We start from the raw sequence: 18,232 nt of genomic DNA on the forward strand, positions 1-18,232 counted from the left end.
CCTGTGCTGGTTGAATGGATGCCAGTCTGTGCGAAGGCGGTTTCCACGTCTTGAAGAAATGTTACCTCGCCTGAAGCTTAGATCCACGTGGCGAGCCCGGATGGCGTTTCGCCGGCAAGCTGACGGAATTCGCGCACCAGATGCGCCTGGTCGGCGTAGCCGCAATCGGCGGCAATGCCGGCCCAGTTGTCGTCCTGCCGCTTCGACAGCGACAGCGCGCGGTTGAAGCGCACGATGCGTGACAATGTCTTCGGGCCGATGCCGGTCGCGTCGGTGAATTTCGCCGCCAGATGCTTGCGGCTCCAGCCGATCTCCCTGGCGAGCGCCGAAATGCGGGTGCGGCCGCCCGATGCGATGACCGTCCGGTAGGCCCAGGCGATTTCGGGCGAAAGCGCATGCGCGTCCGCGAGTCGGCCTGCGATGAAACCCTCGGCAATGTCGAAGCGCTTGTCCCAATCCGACGCTTCGCCGAGCTGTTCGCGCAGCGCGATGCCATCAAAGCCCATCGCATCGTCCAACCCGACCATGCGGTCGCGCAACTCACTCATCGGCAGGCCGAAGAATTGCCTGGCGCCAAGCGGCGTGAAATTGACCTGGACACAGCAGGCGGCGCCGAAGGATTCGATCATGACCGGGCCGGCATAGAGACCGGCGGCGAAGCTGGCGTAGCGATCGTTGTCGCCCGGGCTGCGGCCGAGCCCGATGGCGAAGGCTTCGGCGAAGCTGATCACCAGGGGTACGGTCAGCGAGGCATATTCGACCATGCGGAAATGGCCGGGCAATATTTCCCGATAGCCGCAGATATCCGTGACGATGCCTGCGAGCGGGGCGGCGGGTTTGCGCCGCACCATCTCGGAATGGAGGGCGGGAGAGCGAGTATCCTCCCGATGGCGCTCCGTCTCGTCGGACATGCCGCGAGCCTAGCAGAACACGCTCGCAAAAATCAAAAGCGCCCGGCAGGGCCGGGCGCTCCGAGTTGCTCCACACTTTTCCTGGATTGCTTTAGGCGCCGCGCATCAGGCAGCCGCCGGCGAGCACGACATAGGCGATGAGCATGATCCACACCGACGCGAGAGGAATGAACGCAAGAAGGCCGAGAGCGGCGAGAAGGCCGATGGCGGCGATGACCAACGAAATAATGAACACGATCTGCGTGGGCGCACTAAGATTCATGTCTGGTCCCTCCAACATGATTCGCAACACCCGAATTCTACCAGCAGGACAGTCACACACCAATGAGTTGGCGTAGGGGATTGGCCGGGTCGGCAAGCAGCTTCACCGCCAGCGCTACACACACGATCACCAGCAGCGGCTTGATCAGTCTTGCGCCGATTTTGATGGCGAGGCCTGCGCCGAGGCGGGCGCCCAGAAACTGGGCGACACCCATCATCAGACCGATCTTCCAGTCGATGACGCCGACGGCGGCGAAGACGACGAAGCCGCCGATGTTAGAGGCGAAATTGAGCAGCTTGGTGTGCGCGGTCGCCTTGAGCAGACCATAGCCGGCAAGGCTGACGAAGGCGAGCATAAGGAACGAGCCCGTGCCTGGGCCGAACAGACCGTCGTACAAGCCGATGGCAGGCACAATCGTTAGGCCGAAGAGGAGCGGCGACAGACGTTCTGCGCGGTCAACGTCGTTCATGTTGGGTTTGAACGCGAAGTAGAGAGCGATCGCGATCAGGAGAACCGGCAAAAGGGCACGCAGGAAGTCGCCGGGCACGATCGTCGCCAGCAGGGCGCCGATGGCGCCGCCAACAAGGGCCAGCAGCGCGGAAGGCAATTGTCGGCGCAGATCGACCTGGCCGTTCGCGGCATAGTGGATCGTGGCCGAGCCGGACCCGAACATGCCCTGCAGCTTGTTGGTGCCGAGCGCTGCCACCGGAGAGAAGCCCGCCAGAAGCAGCGCCGGGATGGTGATCAGGCCGCCGCCGCCGGCGATCGAATCGACGAAGCCCGCCGCGAAGGCGGCAGCGGTGAGCATGAAGACAGTCTGCAAGGTAAGGTCGATCATCGGGCTGTGGGTCAAGGTGGGGGACGGCTGCTTCCATCATGCTTACACAGTTTGCGCAAGACCGATTCCACGCTAACAATTTCAACGGAATTGCAAGGGGAGGCTTACGGCGATGGCGCTGCTCGACCAGATACGCTCGATCTTCGACGGCGACCCCGGCGTGCGCAAGGTAGCGGACGATCCGGTGCTGTCGGCCGAGCTTCTGATGCTGTTCCGGATGATCCTGGCCGACGGCGCGGTGTCGGAGAGCGAGATGGTCGCCTTCCGGCACATCTGCAAGGAAGCCTTCGGCATTCCCGAAGCCTCGATCGACAGCGTCGTCGAATATCTCAACGACTACGGCTACGAGACCAACGGCTCGCAAGCGATCGCGCTGTTCCGCGACCTCGATGTCGAGCGGCGAAAGCTGCTTGCGCGTCACATGGCCGAGATCGCGAAGGCGGATTCCAAGCTTGCCGAGAGCGAGGTGAAGCTGCTGCGTCGCACGCTCGACCTACTCGACATCAGCCCGGTGGATTTGGTCAAACCGGAGGGCTGAGCTCGGGCTCGCCGCTTACCCTTGTTCCTGCATGCGTCGCGCGATCGCACGGTGAAGGTCCGGCGCCGCCGCGACCAGCGCCTGCGCGGCTTCCGAGCGCGGGCTGTCGAGCACATCGGCCGTCCTGCCGCGCTCGACTATCTTGCCCTCATGCATGACCAGCACCTCGTCCGACATGGCGCGGGCAACCGTCAGGTCATGGGTGATGAACAGATAGGCGATGCCGAGCTTCTGGTTAAGCTCGGCGAAGAGGTCGAGGATCTGGGCGCGGATCGACACATCCAGCGCCGAGACCGGCTCGTCGGCGACGACCAGTTTCGGGCGGGTGATAATGGCGCGGGCGATCGACAGGCGCTGGCGCTGGCCGCCCGAGAATTCATGCGGGTATTTGTCCATGTCGCGCGGGCCGAGTCCGACCTCATGCAGCGCATGCGCGACCATCTCGCGCCGCTCGGCTTTCAACGGCTGGGTCTCCAGGAGATGCAACGGCTCGGCGACCAGCTTCTCGACCTTCTGGCGTGGATCGAAGGAGCCGTAAGGGTCCTGGAAGACCACCTGCATGTCGCGCCTGGCCGGCTTCAGCTCGGCCTCTGACTTGCCGGTGATGGTCTCGCCGCGAAAGCGGATTGAGCCCGCCGTCGACTTGTCCAATGCCAGGATCATGCGGGCGAGCGTGGATTTGCCGCAGCCGGAACGGCCAACGAGGGCTACCGACTGGGCCGGCTCGATGGTTAGCGATACATCGTCGACGGCGCGGATCGGCTCTGCCGCCCGGAACAGGGATTTGCGCCGACCCGGATAGTCGCGGCTCAGGCCTTCGACTTCGAGCAGCGGCTTTGCCGAACCGGCAAGGTGTTTTTTGGGCCGCGCCGGCACATGCATGGAAGCCAGCGCCAGCTCGCGCGTGTAGGGGTGGTGTTGTGCCGACAGCGTGCGCGCGGTGTCGCCGGCTTCCATCACTTCGCCACCGCGCAGGATGGTCAGGCGGTCGGCCATCTCGGTCACTACCGCAAGGTCGTGCGAGATGAGCAGCAGGCCCATGCGGTTTTCGCTGACCAGATCGCGCAGCAGGTCGAGGATCTGCGCCTGCAGCACCACATCGAGCGCCGTGGTCGGCTCGTCGGCAATCAGCAGTTTTGGCTTCAGCGCGCAGGCGATGGCGATGACGACGCGCTGGCGCTGCCCGCCGGAGAGCTCATGCGGGTAGCGCGACAGTGGGAACTTGGCTTCTGGAAGGCCGACACGGTCGAGCATTTTTCGCGCGCGATCCTCGGCCTCGGCGCGGCCCGCCCTGGTGTGCCAGCGAATGCCCTCGGCCACCTGCTCGCCGATGGTCTTGACTGGATTGAGCGCCGTCATCGGCTCCTGGAAAACCATGCCGATGTCGTCGCCGCGCAGCGCGCACATCTGGTCCTCGCTCGCTGCAAGGAGGTCGATGCCGTCGAAAGTGACGCGTCCGCGGGCTTGAGCTAGATGCGGCAGCAGGCTCATGATCGTCAGCGCCGTCATCGATTTGCCGGAACCGGATTCGCCGACCAGGCCGACCACCTCGCCGGGCGCAATCGCAAGCTCGACCTCCTTCAGGATCGGCGTTCCGCCGATGACAAGCGACAGGTTCTCGATCTGGAGCAGGCTCATCGCCGCCGCCGCGATTTCGGATCGAGGATGTCGGCGATGCCGTCGCCGAGCAGGTTGAGCCCAAGCACGGTCACGATGATCGCCATGCCGGGAAAGATCGCCATCCACGGCGCCGTCACCATCCGTGTCTGCGCGTCGAACAGCATGCGGCCCCAACTCGGCATTGGCGGCTGCGCGCCCAGTCCCACATAGGAAAGCCCCGCTTCGGCGAGGATGCCCAGCGCAAACTGGATCGTGCCCTGTACCAGCAGCAGCGTGGCGATGTTGGGCAGGATGTGCTCGACAGAAATCTGCGTCATGCCCTTGCCGGCAGCCCGTGCGGCGAGGATGAATTCGCGCGGCCAGATCGCCAAGGCGCCGGCGCGGGCGACGCGCGCGAAGACCGGGATGTTGAAGATGCCGATGGCGATGATGGCGTTGACGGCGCCCGGGCCGAAAATGGCCGTGATCATGATCGCCGACAGCAGCGCCGGGAAGGCGAAGACGAGATCGTTGATGCGCATCAGCGCCTCGTCCGCAAGGCCGCCCCGCGCCGCCGCGAAGGCGCCAAGCGGCACGCCGATGCACATGCCGATGCCGACAGCCACCAGCGCCACCGCGATCGAGTTGCGTGCGCCGACCATGATCATCGACAGGATGTCGCGACCGAAATGGTCGGTGCCGAACCAATGCGTCAACGAGGGCGCCTGCGTCTTGTCTGCGATTACCAGTTTGGTGACGTCGTAGGGCGTCCATACAAAGGAGAGCAGCGCGATCGCGGCCACCAGCAGCGTGATGGCGAAGCCGATCAGAAATGAGCGGTTGCCGAAGGCTTTGGCCAAAACCCCGGCAAGCGTTTCCTCGGGCAGGTCGACGCGCACCGTCATTGCCGGCCCCTGAGCCGCGGATCGACAACGGCGTAGGAGAAGTCGACCAGCAGATTGACGGCGATCACGGCGGCGACCAGCAGCATGACGACGCTCTCGACGACGATCAGGTCGCGCTGGGTGATGGCTTGGAAAACCAGCCGTCCAAGCCCCGGCAGATAGAAGACATTCTCGATGATGATGGTGCCGGCAAGCAGGAACGCGAATTGCAGGCCGAGAATGGTGAGCACCGGGATCATGGCGTTGCGCAGCGCGTGGCGCCAGAGCACGGCGCGGTAGGGCAGGCCTTTGGCGCGGGCGGTGCGGATATAGTCTTCGTTGAGCACCTCGATCAGCGCCGAGCGGGCGACGCGCGCCAGGATCGCTGCCTGCGGCAGCGCCAGCGCGATGGCCGGTAGCAGCAGCGATTTCACCGCCGGCCAGATCCCGGCGCCCCAGCCAGGAAACCCACCCGCCGGCACCAGCCGCAGCCAGACGGCGAAGAGATAGATCAGCATCAGCGCGAACCAGAAATTCGGCACGGCAACGCCGAGTTGGGCAGCGCCCATGGCGAATGTGTCGCCGGCCCGGCCCTGGCGGCCGGCGGAAAACACCCCGACCGGAATGGCTATGACGGTCGACAGCGCCAGCGCGATTAGCGCCAGCGGCAGGGAAACGACGACGCGCTCACCCACGAGGTCTATGACGGGAACCGAATAGGTGTAGGAGCGACCGAAATCGAGGCTGAGCAACCCGCCCGCCCAGTGCAGGTAGCGCAGGACAAGCGGCGCGTTCAGGCCCATCTGGTTGCGCAACAGCTCGACCTGATCGGCGCTGGCGTTGAAGCCCAGCATCAGGCGCGCCGGGTCGCCAGGCAGGATTTCCATCACCGCAAACACCACCATCGAGGCCAGCACCAGCGTGATGGTCGCGATGATGAGGCGCTTGAGGAGATAGGTGGCCATGGGAGGCGATCAGGCGACCGCGCCGGCGTCAATCCGTCCACTTCACCTTGGTAAGGTCATTGGCCTGAATCGGTGCATTCTCCCACAGGCCCTGCAGCTTCGCGTCCCAGACCCCGACCTTCGGCAGCTCGTAAAGGAAGCCGACCACGGCGTCGTCGGCGAGGATCTTCTGCGCCTCTGCCAGCAGTTCCTTCCGCTTCGCCTCGTCCGAGGTCAGGTTGAGCTTGGCGATGATGGCATCGAAGGCCGGGTTGTCGTAGTTGAAGTAATAGTCCTTGCGCGAATAGATATCGATGTCGTTCGGCTCGGTGTGGGAGACGATGGTGAGGTCGTAGTCCTTCTTGGTGAAGACCTGATCCAGCCATTGCGCCCATTCGACGGGGATGATCTCCAGATCGATGCCGACATCGCGCAGATCGGACGCGATGATCTCGCCGCCAAGCCGCGCATAGGACGGCGGCGGCAGCTTCAGCGTCGCCTTGAAGCCTTTTTCTAGGCCGGCTTCCTTCAGCAGTTCCTTGGCCTTGTCGACATTGTGCGGATAGAGGCCGGTGAGGTCGACATAGTCTTTGTTGGCGGGCGACATATGCGAGCCGATCGGCACTCCCAGGCCCGCCGAGGCGCCGTCGATGATCGCCTTGCGGTCGAGCGCGAAGGAGATGGCCTGGCGCACCTGGAGCTTGTCGAAGGGCGGCTTCTTGTTGTTTATCGAAAGAATCGTCTCGCCTTCGGTGGAGCCGATCACCACCTTGAAACGCGGGTCGTCCTTGATCTGAGAGACGCTGTCGGGATCGAAGAAGGGGAAGGCCTGGATGTCGCCGGAAAGCAGCGCCGGCACGGCGGCGGCGGCGTCGGGTACGATGCGGAACTCGACCTTGTCGAGCGCAACCGGGGCGCCCCAGTAATTATCCGACTTCACAAGCGTGATCGACGAGCCCTTGGCCCAGTTCTGGAACTTGAAGGGGCCGGTGCCGACCGGCTTTTCCTTGTTGGTGTCGGCCGATTTCGGCGACACCATCACCGCGTCGCCCCAGCCCATATTGTACAGGAAGGAGCCTTGCGGGTTTTTCAGCGTGACCTTCACCGTCGCCGGATCGACGACATCGACCTTGTCGATCTGCGCGAACAGCCCCTTTTGGGCGTTGACCGAATTGTCGGCCCGCGCACGGTCGAGAGAGAATTTCACGTCGTCGGCGCTGAAATCGCTGCCGTCGTGGAATTTCACGCCGGTGTGCAGCTTGAAAGTGTAGATCTTGCCGTCATCCGAGATGGTCCAGCTTTCGGCAAGGTCGGGGATCACCTCGCCGTTCGGACCGATGCGGGTGAGACCTTCGAAGACATTGGCGTAGAGCACCTCGTCGATGGCGGCGGCGGCGCCCGCGGTCGGATCGAGATGCGGGGGTTCGAGCGGAATGCCGATGACGAGGTCGGTGCGGGCCGAAAATGCCGACGTGGCGGCCGCGAAAGTAAGCACAGCGGCGGCCAAAATGGTCTTCCACAATCTCATTGCCGAACTCCCATGCGGTCAAACGGACAAGCCCAGCGGATAGAAGCGTGATTTGGCCTGTGAGTAAATTGCGTTTCGTGCTGCCGGGTGGCGCCAAGCGAAATGTTTTTCCCGATCAGCCGGTCGTACCGCGCAGCAGCACGTCGAGGCCGATCGCCATCACCTTGGCCGCGTCCACCATGTCGGCGATGCCCACCCATTCGTCCGGCCGATGCGCGAGATCGAGGATGCCGGGGCCATAAGCGATGCAGTCGTAGATCTGGCCAATGCGGGCAACATGCTTCTGGTCGTAGGTACCGGGCGAAATGACGTATTCCGGCTCGCGGTCGAAGATTTCCATGATGCCCTTGGCGACGGCTTTCACCACCGGCGCGTCGCGCTCGGTCATCAGCGGCAGCACCTCCATCAGGTCGCGGATCTCGTAGTCGAACTTTTCTCGCTCGCGCTTCAGCCGGTCGAGGATGCCGGTGACTTCACCCTTGACGGTGGTGAGGTCTTCCTCGAGCAGGAAGCGGCGGTCGATGGTCAGCCGGCAGGAATCCGGCACGTTGGGCGAGGGCAGTCCCGGCCGGAAATCCTCGGTCTGGCCGCCATGGACGGAATTGATGTTCATGGTCGAGCGCCGGGCGCCCTCGGGCACCACCGGCATGCGCGTCACCTTGCGGTCGAGCGCCGGGAAAAGCTCGTCCTCGAAGGCCTGCACGACGGCACCCATATGGCGCACCGCGTTGTCGCCGAGGAACGGCATCGAGCCATGCGCGATCTCGCCCTTGGTCTCGATCTCGGCCCACCAGACCCCGCGATGGCCAAGGCAGATGCGGTCCTTGTTCAGCGGCTCGGGGATGATGACGTGGTCGACCTTCGGCTTCGAGAAATAGCCGAGCTTCGCCAGATGGGCGACGCCGCCGAACCCGCCGGATTCCTCGTCGACCGTGCCGGATATCTCTATGGCGCCGGGAAAGTCGGGATAGACCTCCATGAAGGCTTCGGCGGCAATGACAGAAGCCGCCAGCCCGCCTTTCATGTCGCAGGCGCCGCGGCCGTAGACCCTACCTTCCTTCACCAGGCCGGCGAAAGGATCGACGGTCCAGCCTTCGCCGGCCTCGACCACGTCGATATGCGAGTTGAAATGGACGCAGGCACCGGGCGAGCGGCCGTCGAAGCGGGCGACGACATTGACGCGCGGGTAGCGGTCGGTGTCGCCGGGCGTGCCTTCTGCGCGAATGAATTCGGTTTCGAAGCCGAGCTTCTTGAGGCGTGCGCCAAGATACTCGGCACATGGCCGGTAGGCCTCGCCGGGCGGATTGACGGTCGGAAAGCGGATGAGCTCGGCGGTCAGCGCGATCAGGTCGTCGACCCGGTCATCGACGGCCCGGAGGAGTCGTTCATTCATCCTGCTGATTGAAGAAGCAACGCGGCGCTTTTGCAAGCTGCCTTTCGCGGTTGCCGGACAATGATTGAGGGCAGGCTCGCGCTTAAACCGTTGAGAGTGGGTGGCGGCCCAGCAACTATGACGGGAAATCATTCAAATTCGCGAAATCGAATTGGCGAATTTGTCAAGGAGTGTGTGGTACTTAACGCACCTGCCGGCGAAAATGATGGAAAAGAGACCACGTGATGGCAGGGGGCAATCGAAGGGGTTCATCGCATGAAAAAATCCAGCCTCATGGCGGCCGTGCTGGCAACCACGTTGCTCGGCACGTCGATCGCAAGCCGGGCGGCTTCGCTGGTCGCCAATATCGACGTCTCGACGCAGACAATGACCGTCAGCAGATACGGCCAGGTGCTGTATCGCTGGAATGTATCGACGGCCCGAAGGGGCTACTTCACACCGCGCGGCAGCTACCGGCCGCAATGGACCGCGCGGATGTGGTACTCGCGCAAGTATGACAATTCGCCGATGCCGTATTCGGTGTTCTTCCGCGGCGGCTACGCCATTCACGGCACCGGCGCCGTGAAGTATCTCGGGCGTCCGGCCTCGCATGGCTGCGTGCGCCTGCATACGGCCAATGCCGCGACTTTCTATTCGATGGTGAAGGAAGCCGGCTACGGCAACACGCGAATCGTCGTCACCGATTGAAACGGGCCGGAGAGGGCTGCCTAGGCCGCAGGCAGCATTTGATGGCTGCGCCTGCTCGGAGCGTTGCAGCAATGCCGCACATGCTTCGAAAACAAACAGCTTATACTAGCGTGAGCATCGCCGAAGCTGGTTTGCATGACGGCGCAGTGGTAAGTACGAAGCGTTGTTCTGGCTGCTTGGAGACTTTAATGTATCGATTTCTATTGAGCGCTGCGATCGCGGCAACCGCAACCTCGGCTTTTGCTGCCGATGCACCCGTTCTTCTGGACCAGGAACTCGCGCAGCCGCATATATCAGGTTATGGCGAAATCTATCTCGGAGGTCTCTATTTCGCGACCCCCGGGGACGACTCGGATGGCACGACTGCCGGCGGCGCCGTTCGGGTGAATTTCCCGATCGACGCCCGCTGGAACATCCAGACCGACGCGGTGATCGATTCGCTTTGGGTCGAAGGCACGAACATCTACAGCTACGGCGGTGCGATCCACGGTTACTGGCGCGATCCGAGCTCATATGCGCTGGGTGGATTTGCTACGATAAACGGATTTGGCGGCGATAACGGCATCGGTGACGCAGACCTTTACACTTTCACCGTCGGCCCGGAGGCACAGGCCTATTTCGGCAACGTGACGATCTACGGCCAAATTTATTATGGCCAGTTGCGGGCCAGCGGCTTTTCGGAGCATTTGGACAACTGGGGCGGCCGTGGAGTGGTGCGCTTCTTCGCCCAGGACAATCTCCGTTTCGATGGCGAACTCGGGTTCTCGAGGCTTTCCGCGGATGGTGGCCACCTCGATACTGTCACAGCCGCCTTGCAGGCTACATACAGGTTCGATGGGACGCCGTGGTCGGTATTCGGGCGCTACCAGTTGGATCACCTGACCATCTCGGAGGCTTCAGGCAGCGTGAACATCCACAAATACGTGGTTGGCCTGCGGGCAAGCTTCGGCTCGGACACACTGCTTTCCGAGGATCGCAACGGTGCCACGATGGATACGTTCCGGCCGAACTTCACCATCCCCGCTCCGCTTTGAGACAGCAGAACCTGGAGCCGCGTGGACTTAGTCCTCGCGGCCCTTCGTTGCGCATGGCACGCAACACGGCTAGCAGAAAGTTATCTCCTAGCGGTTTAGCGTTTGATCCAGACGAAAGCGATCTGAACGTTCTGGGCCGCTTTAGCTGATCTTGGCCCGCTCACGCCGCTTACGTCGCCGGCCGCTCATCTCCCAGCGCTTGTGGAACCACATCCACTGTCCGGGATCCTCGCGCACCCAGCGCTCAACGACGTCGGCGAGCAGCTGCGTGGTGGCGTGAACATCGACGCTGCCGGTTTCGGTGCGCGGCAAGTCGAGCTTGTCTTCGATTTCCAATCGGAAACGGTTTCCCGGCAGCCTGACGCATCGCGCCGGATAGACATCGCAGTCATAGTGGCGGGCGAGCATCCCCAGCACGGGATTGCTCTGGCAGGGGCGACCAAAGAAGGTCGTCTCGACGCCGTTCGTGAATTTCTGATCGACCAGCACGCCGATATTGCCGCCGTTTTCCAGGATGGCGGCAAGGGCGAACGATGCGCCGGTCGAGGACGGCAGCAGGCCTCCCATGCTCGAGCGGCGTGTCGAGTGGATGTAGTCGGCAAGGTAGGGATTGTTGGGCGGGCGGAACAGTGCCGTGATGTTCATGCCGAAGGTGGCGGCGGCGACCGGCAAAAGCTCGAAATTGCCGAGATGGCCGGTGAACAGGATGTGCGGCTTCTTTTCGCCTGCGATTTCGACGAAATGCTCGATGCCGCTGACCTCGACCCGGCCCGGCTTGGCGGCATTCGGGTCGAAATCGAAGAGGGCATCGAGGAAGATGTATTCGGCGGCAAGCCGGGCCATGTTGCCCCACATGTCGGACGCGATGGCCTCGATTTCGGCATCGCTCTTTTGCGGATAGGCAAGGCGCAGATTGTTGACGGCCACCCGGTGCCGTCCGACCATCGGCCCGATGCGGCGGGCGACGCGGTCGGCGAAGTTGAGCGCGCTGTCAGGCGGCAAAAGGCGCAGCAGGCCGATGACCGCCATGGCAAGCCGCGCCACCAGCCAGTGCTCCATTTGGCGTAGCCGCCGGCCATAGCGGAACATGAAGTCCCGGCGGGCTTTCTTGAGCACCTTGCCGACCATCTTGTCTTAGGAAACGCGAAGAATGATCTTGCCGAAGACGTCGCGGCCTTCCATGCGCTTCAGCGCGGCGTCGATGTCGTCGAAGCCGACTTCGGTGTCGATCACGGGCGCGACGAGACCGGCCGCCATCTTCTGCATGGCATCGGCCATGTTCTCCATGCGGCAGCCGAAGGAGCCGAGCAGCTTCAGCTGTTGCTGGAAAAGCTGCATCAGGTTGACCTGCGTCGAGACGCCGGAGGTCGAGCCGCAGGTGACGAGGCGGCCGCCGCGCCTCAGGCATAGCATCGAACCTGCAAAAGTGTCGGCGCCGACATGTTCGAACACGACATCGACGCCCTTTTTCTTCGTCAGCTTGCGCACCACGCCTTCGAAGCGATCCTCGCGATAGTTGATGACATGGTCGGCGCCAAGCGCCTTCGCCTTGTCGATCTTGTCGTTCGAGCCGACCGTAGTGATGACCGTGCAGCCCATGCGCTTCGCCAATTGGATGGCTGCGGTGCCGATGCCGGAGCCGCCGGCATGGACGAGGATGGTTTCACCGGGCTCCAGTTTCGCGTTGTCGAACAGCATATGCTCGACCGTGCCGAAGGTGACGGGTGCGACGGCAGCGCCGATCTCTGAGACACCGGGCGGCGCAGGCACCAGGAGACGGGCAGGCAGGTTGATCTTTTCCTGCGCGAAGCCGTCGAGATGAAAACCGTGGACGCCGGAGACGTGCTCGCAAAGATTGTCGCGGCCCTCGCGGCAGGCACGGCAGAGCCCGCAGGTTCGCGCGCCGTAGATCGACACCAGTTGCCCCGGCAGGAGGGTGGAGACGCCTGGCCCGACAGCCTCGACCTCGCCCGAGGCTTCGGCGCCGACGACCAGCGGCAGCTTGCGCTTGGCGAAGGCCATGCCGCGCCAGCCCCAGACGTCGATATGGTTGAGCGCCACCGCCTTGATGCGGAGCGTCACTTCACCTTGCGAAGGCGGCGGGGGAGGCGGAAGGTCCACCGTTTCAAGGCGGCGGTCCTCGATAAGTTGCAATGCGCGCATTTGGCCTGTCGGTACTTTGGAAGCGGGAAAACGTCCGCTTAGACCGGTTCCCGCGCCATGACAAGGCAGGTGTTCTGGCCGCCGAAGCCGAAGGAATTCGACAGAACCGTGCCGACCTCTGCGTTGCGCTTCTTGTTTGGCACCACGTCGAGCACGATTGCCGGATCAGGATTGTCGTAATTGATGGTCGGCGGGATGACGCTTTCGCGCATGGTCATCAGCGAGAACGCGGCCTCGACCGCGCCGGCGGCGGACAGCGTGTGGCCGATCATCGACTTGTTCGACGAGATCGGCATCGAGCCGATCCGCTCGCCGAACACGGTCGACAGCGACAGATGCTCCATCTTGTCGTTTTCCGGCGTCGAGGTGCCGTGCGCGTTGACGTAGTCGATCTCGTCCTCGCTCAAGCCGGCATCCGCAAGGGCGGCGCGTACCGCGGCGATGGCCGGCGAACCGTCAGGCTTGGAGCGGGTGCGGTGGAAGTCGTCGGCGCGCTCGCCGCAGCCGCGCATGATGCCGAGGATGGTGGCTCCCCGGGTAAGTGCCGCCTCCAGCGATTCCAGCACCAGCGCGCCGGAACCTTCGGCAAGGACAAAACCGTCGCGGTCCTTGGAGAAGGGTTTCGAGGCCTTTTCGGGAATGTCGTTGTGGGTGGAAAGCGCCGAGAGCAGCGAGAAGCGGATCAGGGCTTCGGCCGTGGCGGAGCCGTCGGCGCCGATCGACAGCGCCTTGTCGCATTCGCCGCGGCGGATCGCCTCGACACCGAGCTGGATGGCGGTGGCGCCTGACGCGCAGGCTGTCGACAGCGTGATCGGCAGGCCGCGCGTGCCAAAACGATCGGCCAGGCGATCGGCGATCGAGCCGAACTGGGTGGTCTCGAAAATGCCGAGCTCCTTCAGTCCGCGCGCCACGCGCAGCAATCTCTCGGAACCGCTTTCCTTCTTGTCGGAATTGTAGAGCGAGAAGCGGTCGGCCCAATCGAGCTCGACCGGCGGCGAGGCGAGAAAGAGCGGGCCGCCGAAATCGCCGGAATCGAGGCCGGCCTCCGACACCGCTTCCTGGGCGGCCGTCTCGGCCAGCTCGTAGGTGAGGGGACTGGCACCCTTGGAGCTCGACGGCAGGAAATCGACCATGCCGGAGATGCGGGTGTTCAGATGATCGACGGGAAAACGGGTGATCGGATGGATGCCGGATTTGCCTGAGGTCAGCGCCGCCCAGTTGTCGGCCTTGCCGACGCCAAGCGAAGTCACCACGCCGATGCCGGTCACGGCGACGATAGGCCTGCCCATGTGATCGCGGAGATTGGCCATGTTCTGTCTGTCTCGCTCTAAGCGGCCTTGATCAGCCCCAGGCCCTCGAATTGGTGATAGCCGATCGCCGTTGCAAGGACGGAGCTGGGGGCGCCTTCGAATGGTTGCTCCACTGTGGCATCGAAGACAGGGTAGGGGGCCTTGCGGTCGACGGCGAGCGCGGCAAGCGCCACGGCGAAGGGGAACTGCGCTTCTTTCATGTGGCCGGTGAGCGTCGAGAAGGCGCGCACTGCAAGCGCCGGGTTGGCATCGAGTGCCGCCTTTTCGGCCGCCGTGGCGGCATGGGCGCCGGAGGCACCGGAAATGGTCAGCAATTCGCCGGCGGGCAGCGCCGCCTGCTTCAGCAAAGCGGCGATTTCGGCATTCAGCTCGCCGCGCCGGCGCCTCGCCCGGCCGGAAACCACAGGACCGAGCTCAGCATAGATCTTGCGCCCCCGGCTCTGCGCATGCTCGCGCTGTTCGAGCACCAAGAAAGCGCCGCCCGAGCCCGTCACCACGCCGCCGCCTTCCGCGCCCTGTCTTTGCCAGACCGGTCTCCACGGGCCGCGATGCAGATAACCGGCGAGCTCATAGCCGAGCAGCATGTCTGAGTGCTCGGTCTGGAAGGCGCCGCCGACCAGCACATGGGTCGACTGCCCGGAGCGGATGCGCGCGGCGGCCGTCTCAACAGCCGAGACGCCGGCGCCTTCCTCGCCCATGAAGGTGCGAGACGAGCCGGTGACCTTGTGCACGATGGAGATGTTGCCGGCGAGCAGATTGGAAAGCTGGGCGAGGAAAAGCGTCGGCCGCAACTCCGTGGTCAGCTTCTCGTTGAGCAGCACGTCGCGGTCGTTGCGGCTCTCGGATGCTGCGAGTATCGCGCTGTCCACGGCCTCGTCGCGCTCGCCGCCGCCGGCCGCCACAACCATGTCCATGGTCGCGCAAAGCTCGTCATTGCCCTTGATGCCGGCGTCGTCCAGCGCCAGGCCGGCGACATAGGTGCCGAGCCGCTGCCAGGTCTCCATCTGGCGCTGGTCGCCGCGCTTGGCGATCTGCAGGTTCCAGTCGATCTCGGGCAGGGGATGAATTGTGTAGGGCGCAAAGCGCGTCGCATCGAGCACCGGCTCAACGCCCGGCCGGGTCAGCTTCTGCCAATGCGCGTCCGGTCCTTCTCCCAGCGAAGAGACAAGGCCGATGCCGGTGATGACGACGTCGCGCGGGCTGCTCATGAGCGGCTTTGCTGGTCAGGCTGGAGGCGGGGCAAGGTCGCGCTCGTCAGGCGGCCTTGGCCGCGACCAGCGCGTCGATCTTGGCGCACAGGTTCTGCATGACGAAGTAGTCGTCGGTCGAAGCCTTGCCGTCATTGACCTCTTGCGTCCACTTCTCGAGCGGCACCTTGATGCCGAATTCCTTGTCGATGGCAAAGACGATGTCGAGGAAATCGAGGCTGTCGATGCCGAGATCGTCGATGGTATGGCTTTCGGGCGTGATGGTGTCGATATCGATCTCGCTGGTGTCGGCAATGATCTTGGCGACTTTCTCGAACGTGGTGGACAAGGGCTCTTCCTTCGGTTGCGGGCGGAATCTGTCCGCATCTTGTTTTGGCGCTGTCTAATCGGTTTTTCCGGGCAGGAAAAGGCCTGACACGCCGGGCGCAGATGGGATGCCGGCTTTGTGGACGCAAGAAGGGCCGCCGGGCAACCGGCGGCCCTTCCCATTTTACGTGGCGTAAGCTCAGCCTTCGCGGAGCTTGACCAGATCGTTGAGCAGCCCGCCCGTCCCGTTGTGGACAGTCAGGCGCTCGACCTTGCCGGCGATGGCCTCGAGAGCCTCGAGTTCCTTCAGCCGCAGCATCACCGGATTCTCGGCCATCACCTTGGCCGTGTTGAGCAGCGAACGCGTGGCGTTCGTCTCCTCGCGGCGGCGGATGACGTTGGCCTCGGCCTGCTTCTCGGCCGAAACCACCTGGTTGAGGATCTCGCGCATCTCGCCCGGCAGGATCACATCCTTAAGCGCGATATCGCTGACCTCGAGGCCGATCGCGGCCATGTCGGAACGCACCTTGGCGGCTGCCTCCTCATCGACCGTGATCTTCTTGTCGAGGATCTGGTCGAGGGTGAGCGCGCCGAGCGTCTTGCGGAAGGCGTACTGCAGGGCGCGGTAGAGGGCTTCCGAGAAGTCCTTCACCGTGCTCACCGCCGTCACCGGATCGACGACCCGGTATTCGACGGCGATGTTGACGCGGATCGTCACGCGATCCTTGGTCAGCACTTCCTGACCGGCGACATCAAGCGACTGCCGCTTGAGGTCGACGACCTTCACCTGGACCATGCGCCCGACATTCCAGAAGGCGTGCACCCCCGCGGCAAGCGTGCGGGTGTAGACGCCGTCCACGAACAGCAGACCGACCTGACCGTCCACGACCGGATGCAGGAACATGTGTTCCGTCTTTCGGGCCTGGCCGATCCGGCGCATCAAGGCCGGATCGACGGCCAGATCGGCCGCCGTGTCGACGGAGGTCACCGCCCACGGGCCGGCATCCGTCCACAGCACGAGCTTGCGATCCGGAGCGAGAACGGCATGAAGGGCGCCGTCGCGCTCGATCACGGCAATGTCGGTGCGCCCGGTGCGAACCACGGTGAAGTGACGCGCGGCCACATCCGGGAGCTTGTCGAACAATGCCTTCTCGTAGGCCGAAACGAATTCCGGGTTCTTCAGGTCGTGCCTGGAGATTTCCAGGTTTCCGCGCCGGTTGTCGAGCCAATGTTCGCCCGGCATCAGGACAGCCTGGATCTCGCCCTTGTAGAGGGCAACGGCACGTTCATTTTCCTTCACGAGGACGCGCTGGCGTCCCAGAACCTTTTCGAGAATGGTCTTCATTGTCTTTGCTCCTGTCGGGCATGGCCCCATGTGAGGCGTCACGTCATGCGTCGATCGTCCTTTCGTTTCTCGTTTCGTTTCCCGGCACGAATGATCCGGAGACCGGTGGCATCGCCAGGCGGCGGGCCTTCGGGAGCGGATCGCGGGGCGGCAAGGCGGGCGCCGGCGCCCGAAGGCTCCTTTGCCGGCATTGCCGCGCCTTGATCGTCACCGCGAGCCTGGCCGCGACCCGATGGCATCGGACCGTTCGATACGGCCTCGGCCGAAGGCTTAGCCGTCCGTCAGGTCTTCTGCATTCCGGTCCCCGGACCGTTTTGGATAACACCACCCGGAGGTCGGCTTAACAGGCCGTTGGAGAAGGAATCGAACCTTCGACAATCAGATTATGAGTCTGACGCTCTAACCAAACTGAGCTATCCGTGGTGCTGATGAAGGGACTCGAACCCCTGACCTCCGGACCCAAATCCGGCGCTCTTCCTCTGAGCTACATCGGCGATCCCAACGCTCCGAAACGGCGCCGTACACAGCGCGGCAAAGCCGGCTGCGCGGGCGGAGACGAAAGCTCCAACCGTTGTGCTCGCTTCGGTTTTCGTGACCGGGAGCGCGCCTATAGACCCTGCGACGGCTTGTCGCAAGCGGCATTATCGCGGGCGCTTGCGGCTTCTTGCGGCTGTGGCATTTCGGCCACAGTGCTGAGCTGGACAGACCTATGCCGTCAGAAGGTGACGCGGCCGAGCACTTTGAGGCCGTCTCCATTAGGCGCCACGACCACGGCCTCGCCCTCGCGCGGCGAGACGCCGGTGAGCGCCTGGATGTTTTCCAGATGCGTGACCAGCACCAGATTGTCAGAGCCGGAATAGCCCCGGATCTCCTTCATCACCGCCTCCATCTGAGCGGCCTTCTCAGCCGAATCGGTCTTGAGCAAGTCGAGCGGCGCAAATGGTTTCGGTTCGGCCTCGAAAGCGATGCGGGCGGTGTCAAGGCAGCGGCAGTAGCGGCTGGAGAGCACACGCTCGATGGGCGCTGCGCGCGCCGCAAACAGCGCCCCGATGCGGCTTGACTGCTGCTTGCCGCGCTCGGACAGGTTGAGCTGGGTGGCGCAATTGCCGATGTCGAAATTCGCCGGATCGGTGGTCCCGGTGACGAAGGCATGCCTAAGCAGGACGATATGGCCGCCATCGCGCAGCAGCGCCCAGCCGGCGTCGGTTGCGTGGGCGAGGATGGGAACGGCAAGCAGGAAAAGCGCCAGGGCAAGTCGCAGCATGTGAAGTCCTTATGGCGG

General features: G+C 63.6%; 18 protein-coding genes and 2 tRNA genes. 3 read left to right on the forward strand and 17 right to left on the reverse strand.

The features are described 5' to 3' along the window. Nucleotides 1-77 precede the first annotated feature (77 nt). The 3 genes from EJ078_RS26700 to EJ078_RS26710 form a co-directional block, all read right to left on the reverse strand. Nucleotides 78-911 (reverse strand): helix-turn-helix transcriptional regulator, encoded by an 834-nt coding sequence (locus EJ078_RS26700; RefSeq protein WP_127214080.1) that lies wholly within the window; start codon nt 909-911, stop codon nt 78-80. A gap of 91 nt (nt 912-1,002) precedes the next feature. After that, complete coding sequence (locus EJ078_RS26705; RefSeq protein WP_082954093.1) at nt 1,003-1,173, reverse strand: hypothetical protein; 171 nt, start codon at nt 1,171-1,173, stop codon at nt 1,003-1,005. 52 nt (nt 1,174-1,225) lie between these two features. Continuing rightward, nucleotides 1,226-2,011, reverse strand: coding sequence for a TSUP family transporter (locus tag EJ078_RS26710; RefSeq protein WP_127214082.1), 786 nt, complete (start codon nt 2,009-2,011; stop codon nt 1,226-1,228). A 112-nt stretch (nt 2,012-2,123) separates the two neighbouring features. On the opposite strand from EJ078_RS26710, the gene EJ078_RS26715 reads away from it, so the two are divergent. Next, complete coding sequence (locus EJ078_RS26715; RefSeq protein WP_066999766.1) at nt 2,124-2,549, forward strand: TerB family tellurite resistance protein; 426 nt, start codon at nt 2,124-2,126, stop codon at nt 2,547-2,549. Between the two features lie 15 nt (nt 2,550-2,564). Here EJ078_RS26715 and EJ078_RS26720 read toward each other — a convergent pair whose 3' ends face one another. From EJ078_RS26720 to EJ078_RS26740, 5 genes are all read right to left on the reverse strand, one after another. After that, complete coding sequence (locus EJ078_RS26720) at nt 2,565-4,187, reverse strand: dipeptide ABC transporter ATP-binding protein (RefSeq protein ID WP_127214084.1); 1,623 nt, start codon at nt 4,185-4,187, stop codon at nt 2,565-2,567. Beyond that, entirely contained in the window at nt 4,184-5,053 is an 870-nt protein-coding gene (locus EJ078_RS26725; RefSeq protein WP_127214086.1) for an ABC transporter permease, read from the reverse strand. The genes EJ078_RS26720 and EJ078_RS26725 overlap by 4 nt, the downstream gene beginning before the upstream one ends. Next, on the reverse strand, nt 5,050-5,997 hold the full coding sequence (locus EJ078_RS26730; protein ID WP_127214088.1) for an ABC transporter permease: 948 nt from the start codon (nt 5,995-5,997) through the stop codon (nt 5,050-5,052). Before EJ078_RS26730 ends, EJ078_RS26725 begins: the two co-directional genes overlap by 4 nt. Nucleotides 5,998-6,025: 28 nt before the next feature. Then, nucleotides 6,026-7,504 (reverse strand): ABC transporter substrate-binding protein, encoded by a 1,479-nt coding sequence (locus EJ078_RS26735; RefSeq protein WP_127214090.1) that lies wholly within the window; start codon nt 7,502-7,504, stop codon nt 6,026-6,028. Nucleotides 7,505-7,619: 115 nt separating this feature from the next. Continuing rightward, complete coding sequence (locus tag EJ078_RS26740; protein ID WP_095830143.1) at nt 7,620-8,897, reverse strand: acetylornithine deacetylase/succinyl-diaminopimelate desuccinylase family protein; 1,278 nt, start codon at nt 8,895-8,897, stop codon at nt 7,620-7,622. 255 nt (nt 8,898-9,152) lie between these two features. Between EJ078_RS26740 and EJ078_RS26745 the strand changes: the two genes are divergently transcribed. After that, a complete protein-coding gene (locus tag EJ078_RS26745; RefSeq protein ID WP_066999783.1) occupies nt 9,153-9,584 on the forward strand; it encodes a L,D-transpeptidase in 432 nt (143 codons plus the stop codon). Nucleotides 9,585-9,772: 188 nt separating this feature from the next. Beyond that, the gene (locus tag EJ078_RS26750) at nt 9,773-10,618 is read left to right on the forward strand and encodes a hypothetical protein (RefSeq protein WP_127403574.1); all 846 of its coding nucleotides are present in this window, start codon (nt 9,773-9,775) and stop codon (nt 10,616-10,618) included. Between the two features lie 141 nt (nt 10,619-10,759). On the opposite strand, the gene EJ078_RS26755 is transcribed toward EJ078_RS26750, so the two are convergent. From EJ078_RS26755 to EJ078_RS26795, 9 genes are all read right to left on the reverse strand, one after another. Then, on the reverse strand, nt 10,760-11,746 hold the full coding sequence (locus EJ078_RS26755; RefSeq protein WP_127403575.1) for a lipid A biosynthesis lauroyl acyltransferase: 987 nt from the start codon (nt 11,744-11,746) through the stop codon (nt 10,760-10,762). A 6-nt stretch (nt 11,747-11,752) separates the two neighbouring features. After that, nucleotides 11,753-12,781, reverse strand: a complete 1,029-nt coding sequence (locus EJ078_RS26760; RefSeq protein ID WP_127217055.1) for a zinc-binding dehydrogenase — start codon at nt 12,779-12,781, stop codon at nt 11,753-11,755. Between the two features lie 38 nt (nt 12,782-12,819). Continuing rightward, a complete protein-coding gene (locus EJ078_RS26765; protein ID WP_066999795.1) occupies nt 12,820-14,091 on the reverse strand; it encodes a beta-ketoacyl-ACP synthase in 1,272 nt (423 codons plus the stop codon). 17 nt (nt 14,092-14,108) lie between these two features. Then, nucleotides 14,109-15,299: a beta-ketoacyl-ACP synthase gene (locus tag EJ078_RS26770; protein ID WP_127217056.1), complete on the reverse strand. Its 1,191-nt coding sequence runs from the start codon at nt 15,297-15,299 to the stop codon at nt 14,109-14,111. 46 nt (nt 15,300-15,345) lie between these two features. Further along, nucleotides 15,346-15,627 (reverse strand): acyl carrier protein, encoded by a 282-nt coding sequence (locus EJ078_RS26775; protein WP_066999801.1) that lies wholly within the window; start codon nt 15,625-15,627, stop codon nt 15,346-15,348. A gap of 177 nt (nt 15,628-15,804) precedes the next feature. Further along, nucleotides 15,805-16,950 (reverse strand): slipin family protein, encoded by a 1,146-nt coding sequence (locus EJ078_RS26780; protein ID WP_127241313.1) that lies wholly within the window; start codon nt 16,948-16,950, stop codon nt 15,805-15,807. A gap of 351 nt (nt 16,951-17,301) precedes the next feature. After that, nucleotides 17,302-17,370, reverse strand: a tRNA-Met gene (locus tag EJ078_RS26785). Continuing rightward, nucleotides 17,371-17,444, reverse strand: a tRNA-OTHER gene (locus tag EJ078_RS26790). It lies immediately after the preceding tRNA gene. 221 nt (nt 17,445-17,665) lie between these two features. Beyond that, nucleotides 17,666-18,214 (reverse strand): histidine phosphatase family protein, encoded by a 549-nt coding sequence (locus EJ078_RS26795; RefSeq protein WP_127216877.1) that lies wholly within the window; start codon nt 18,212-18,214, stop codon nt 17,666-17,668. Nucleotides 18,215-18,232: the final 18 nt, after the last annotated feature.

The organism is Mesorhizobium sp. M1A.F.Ca.IN.022.06.1.1 (assembly GCF_003952605.1).
Taxonomy (GTDB): Bacteria; Pseudomonadota; Alphaproteobacteria; order Rhizobiales; family Rhizobiaceae; genus Mesorhizobium.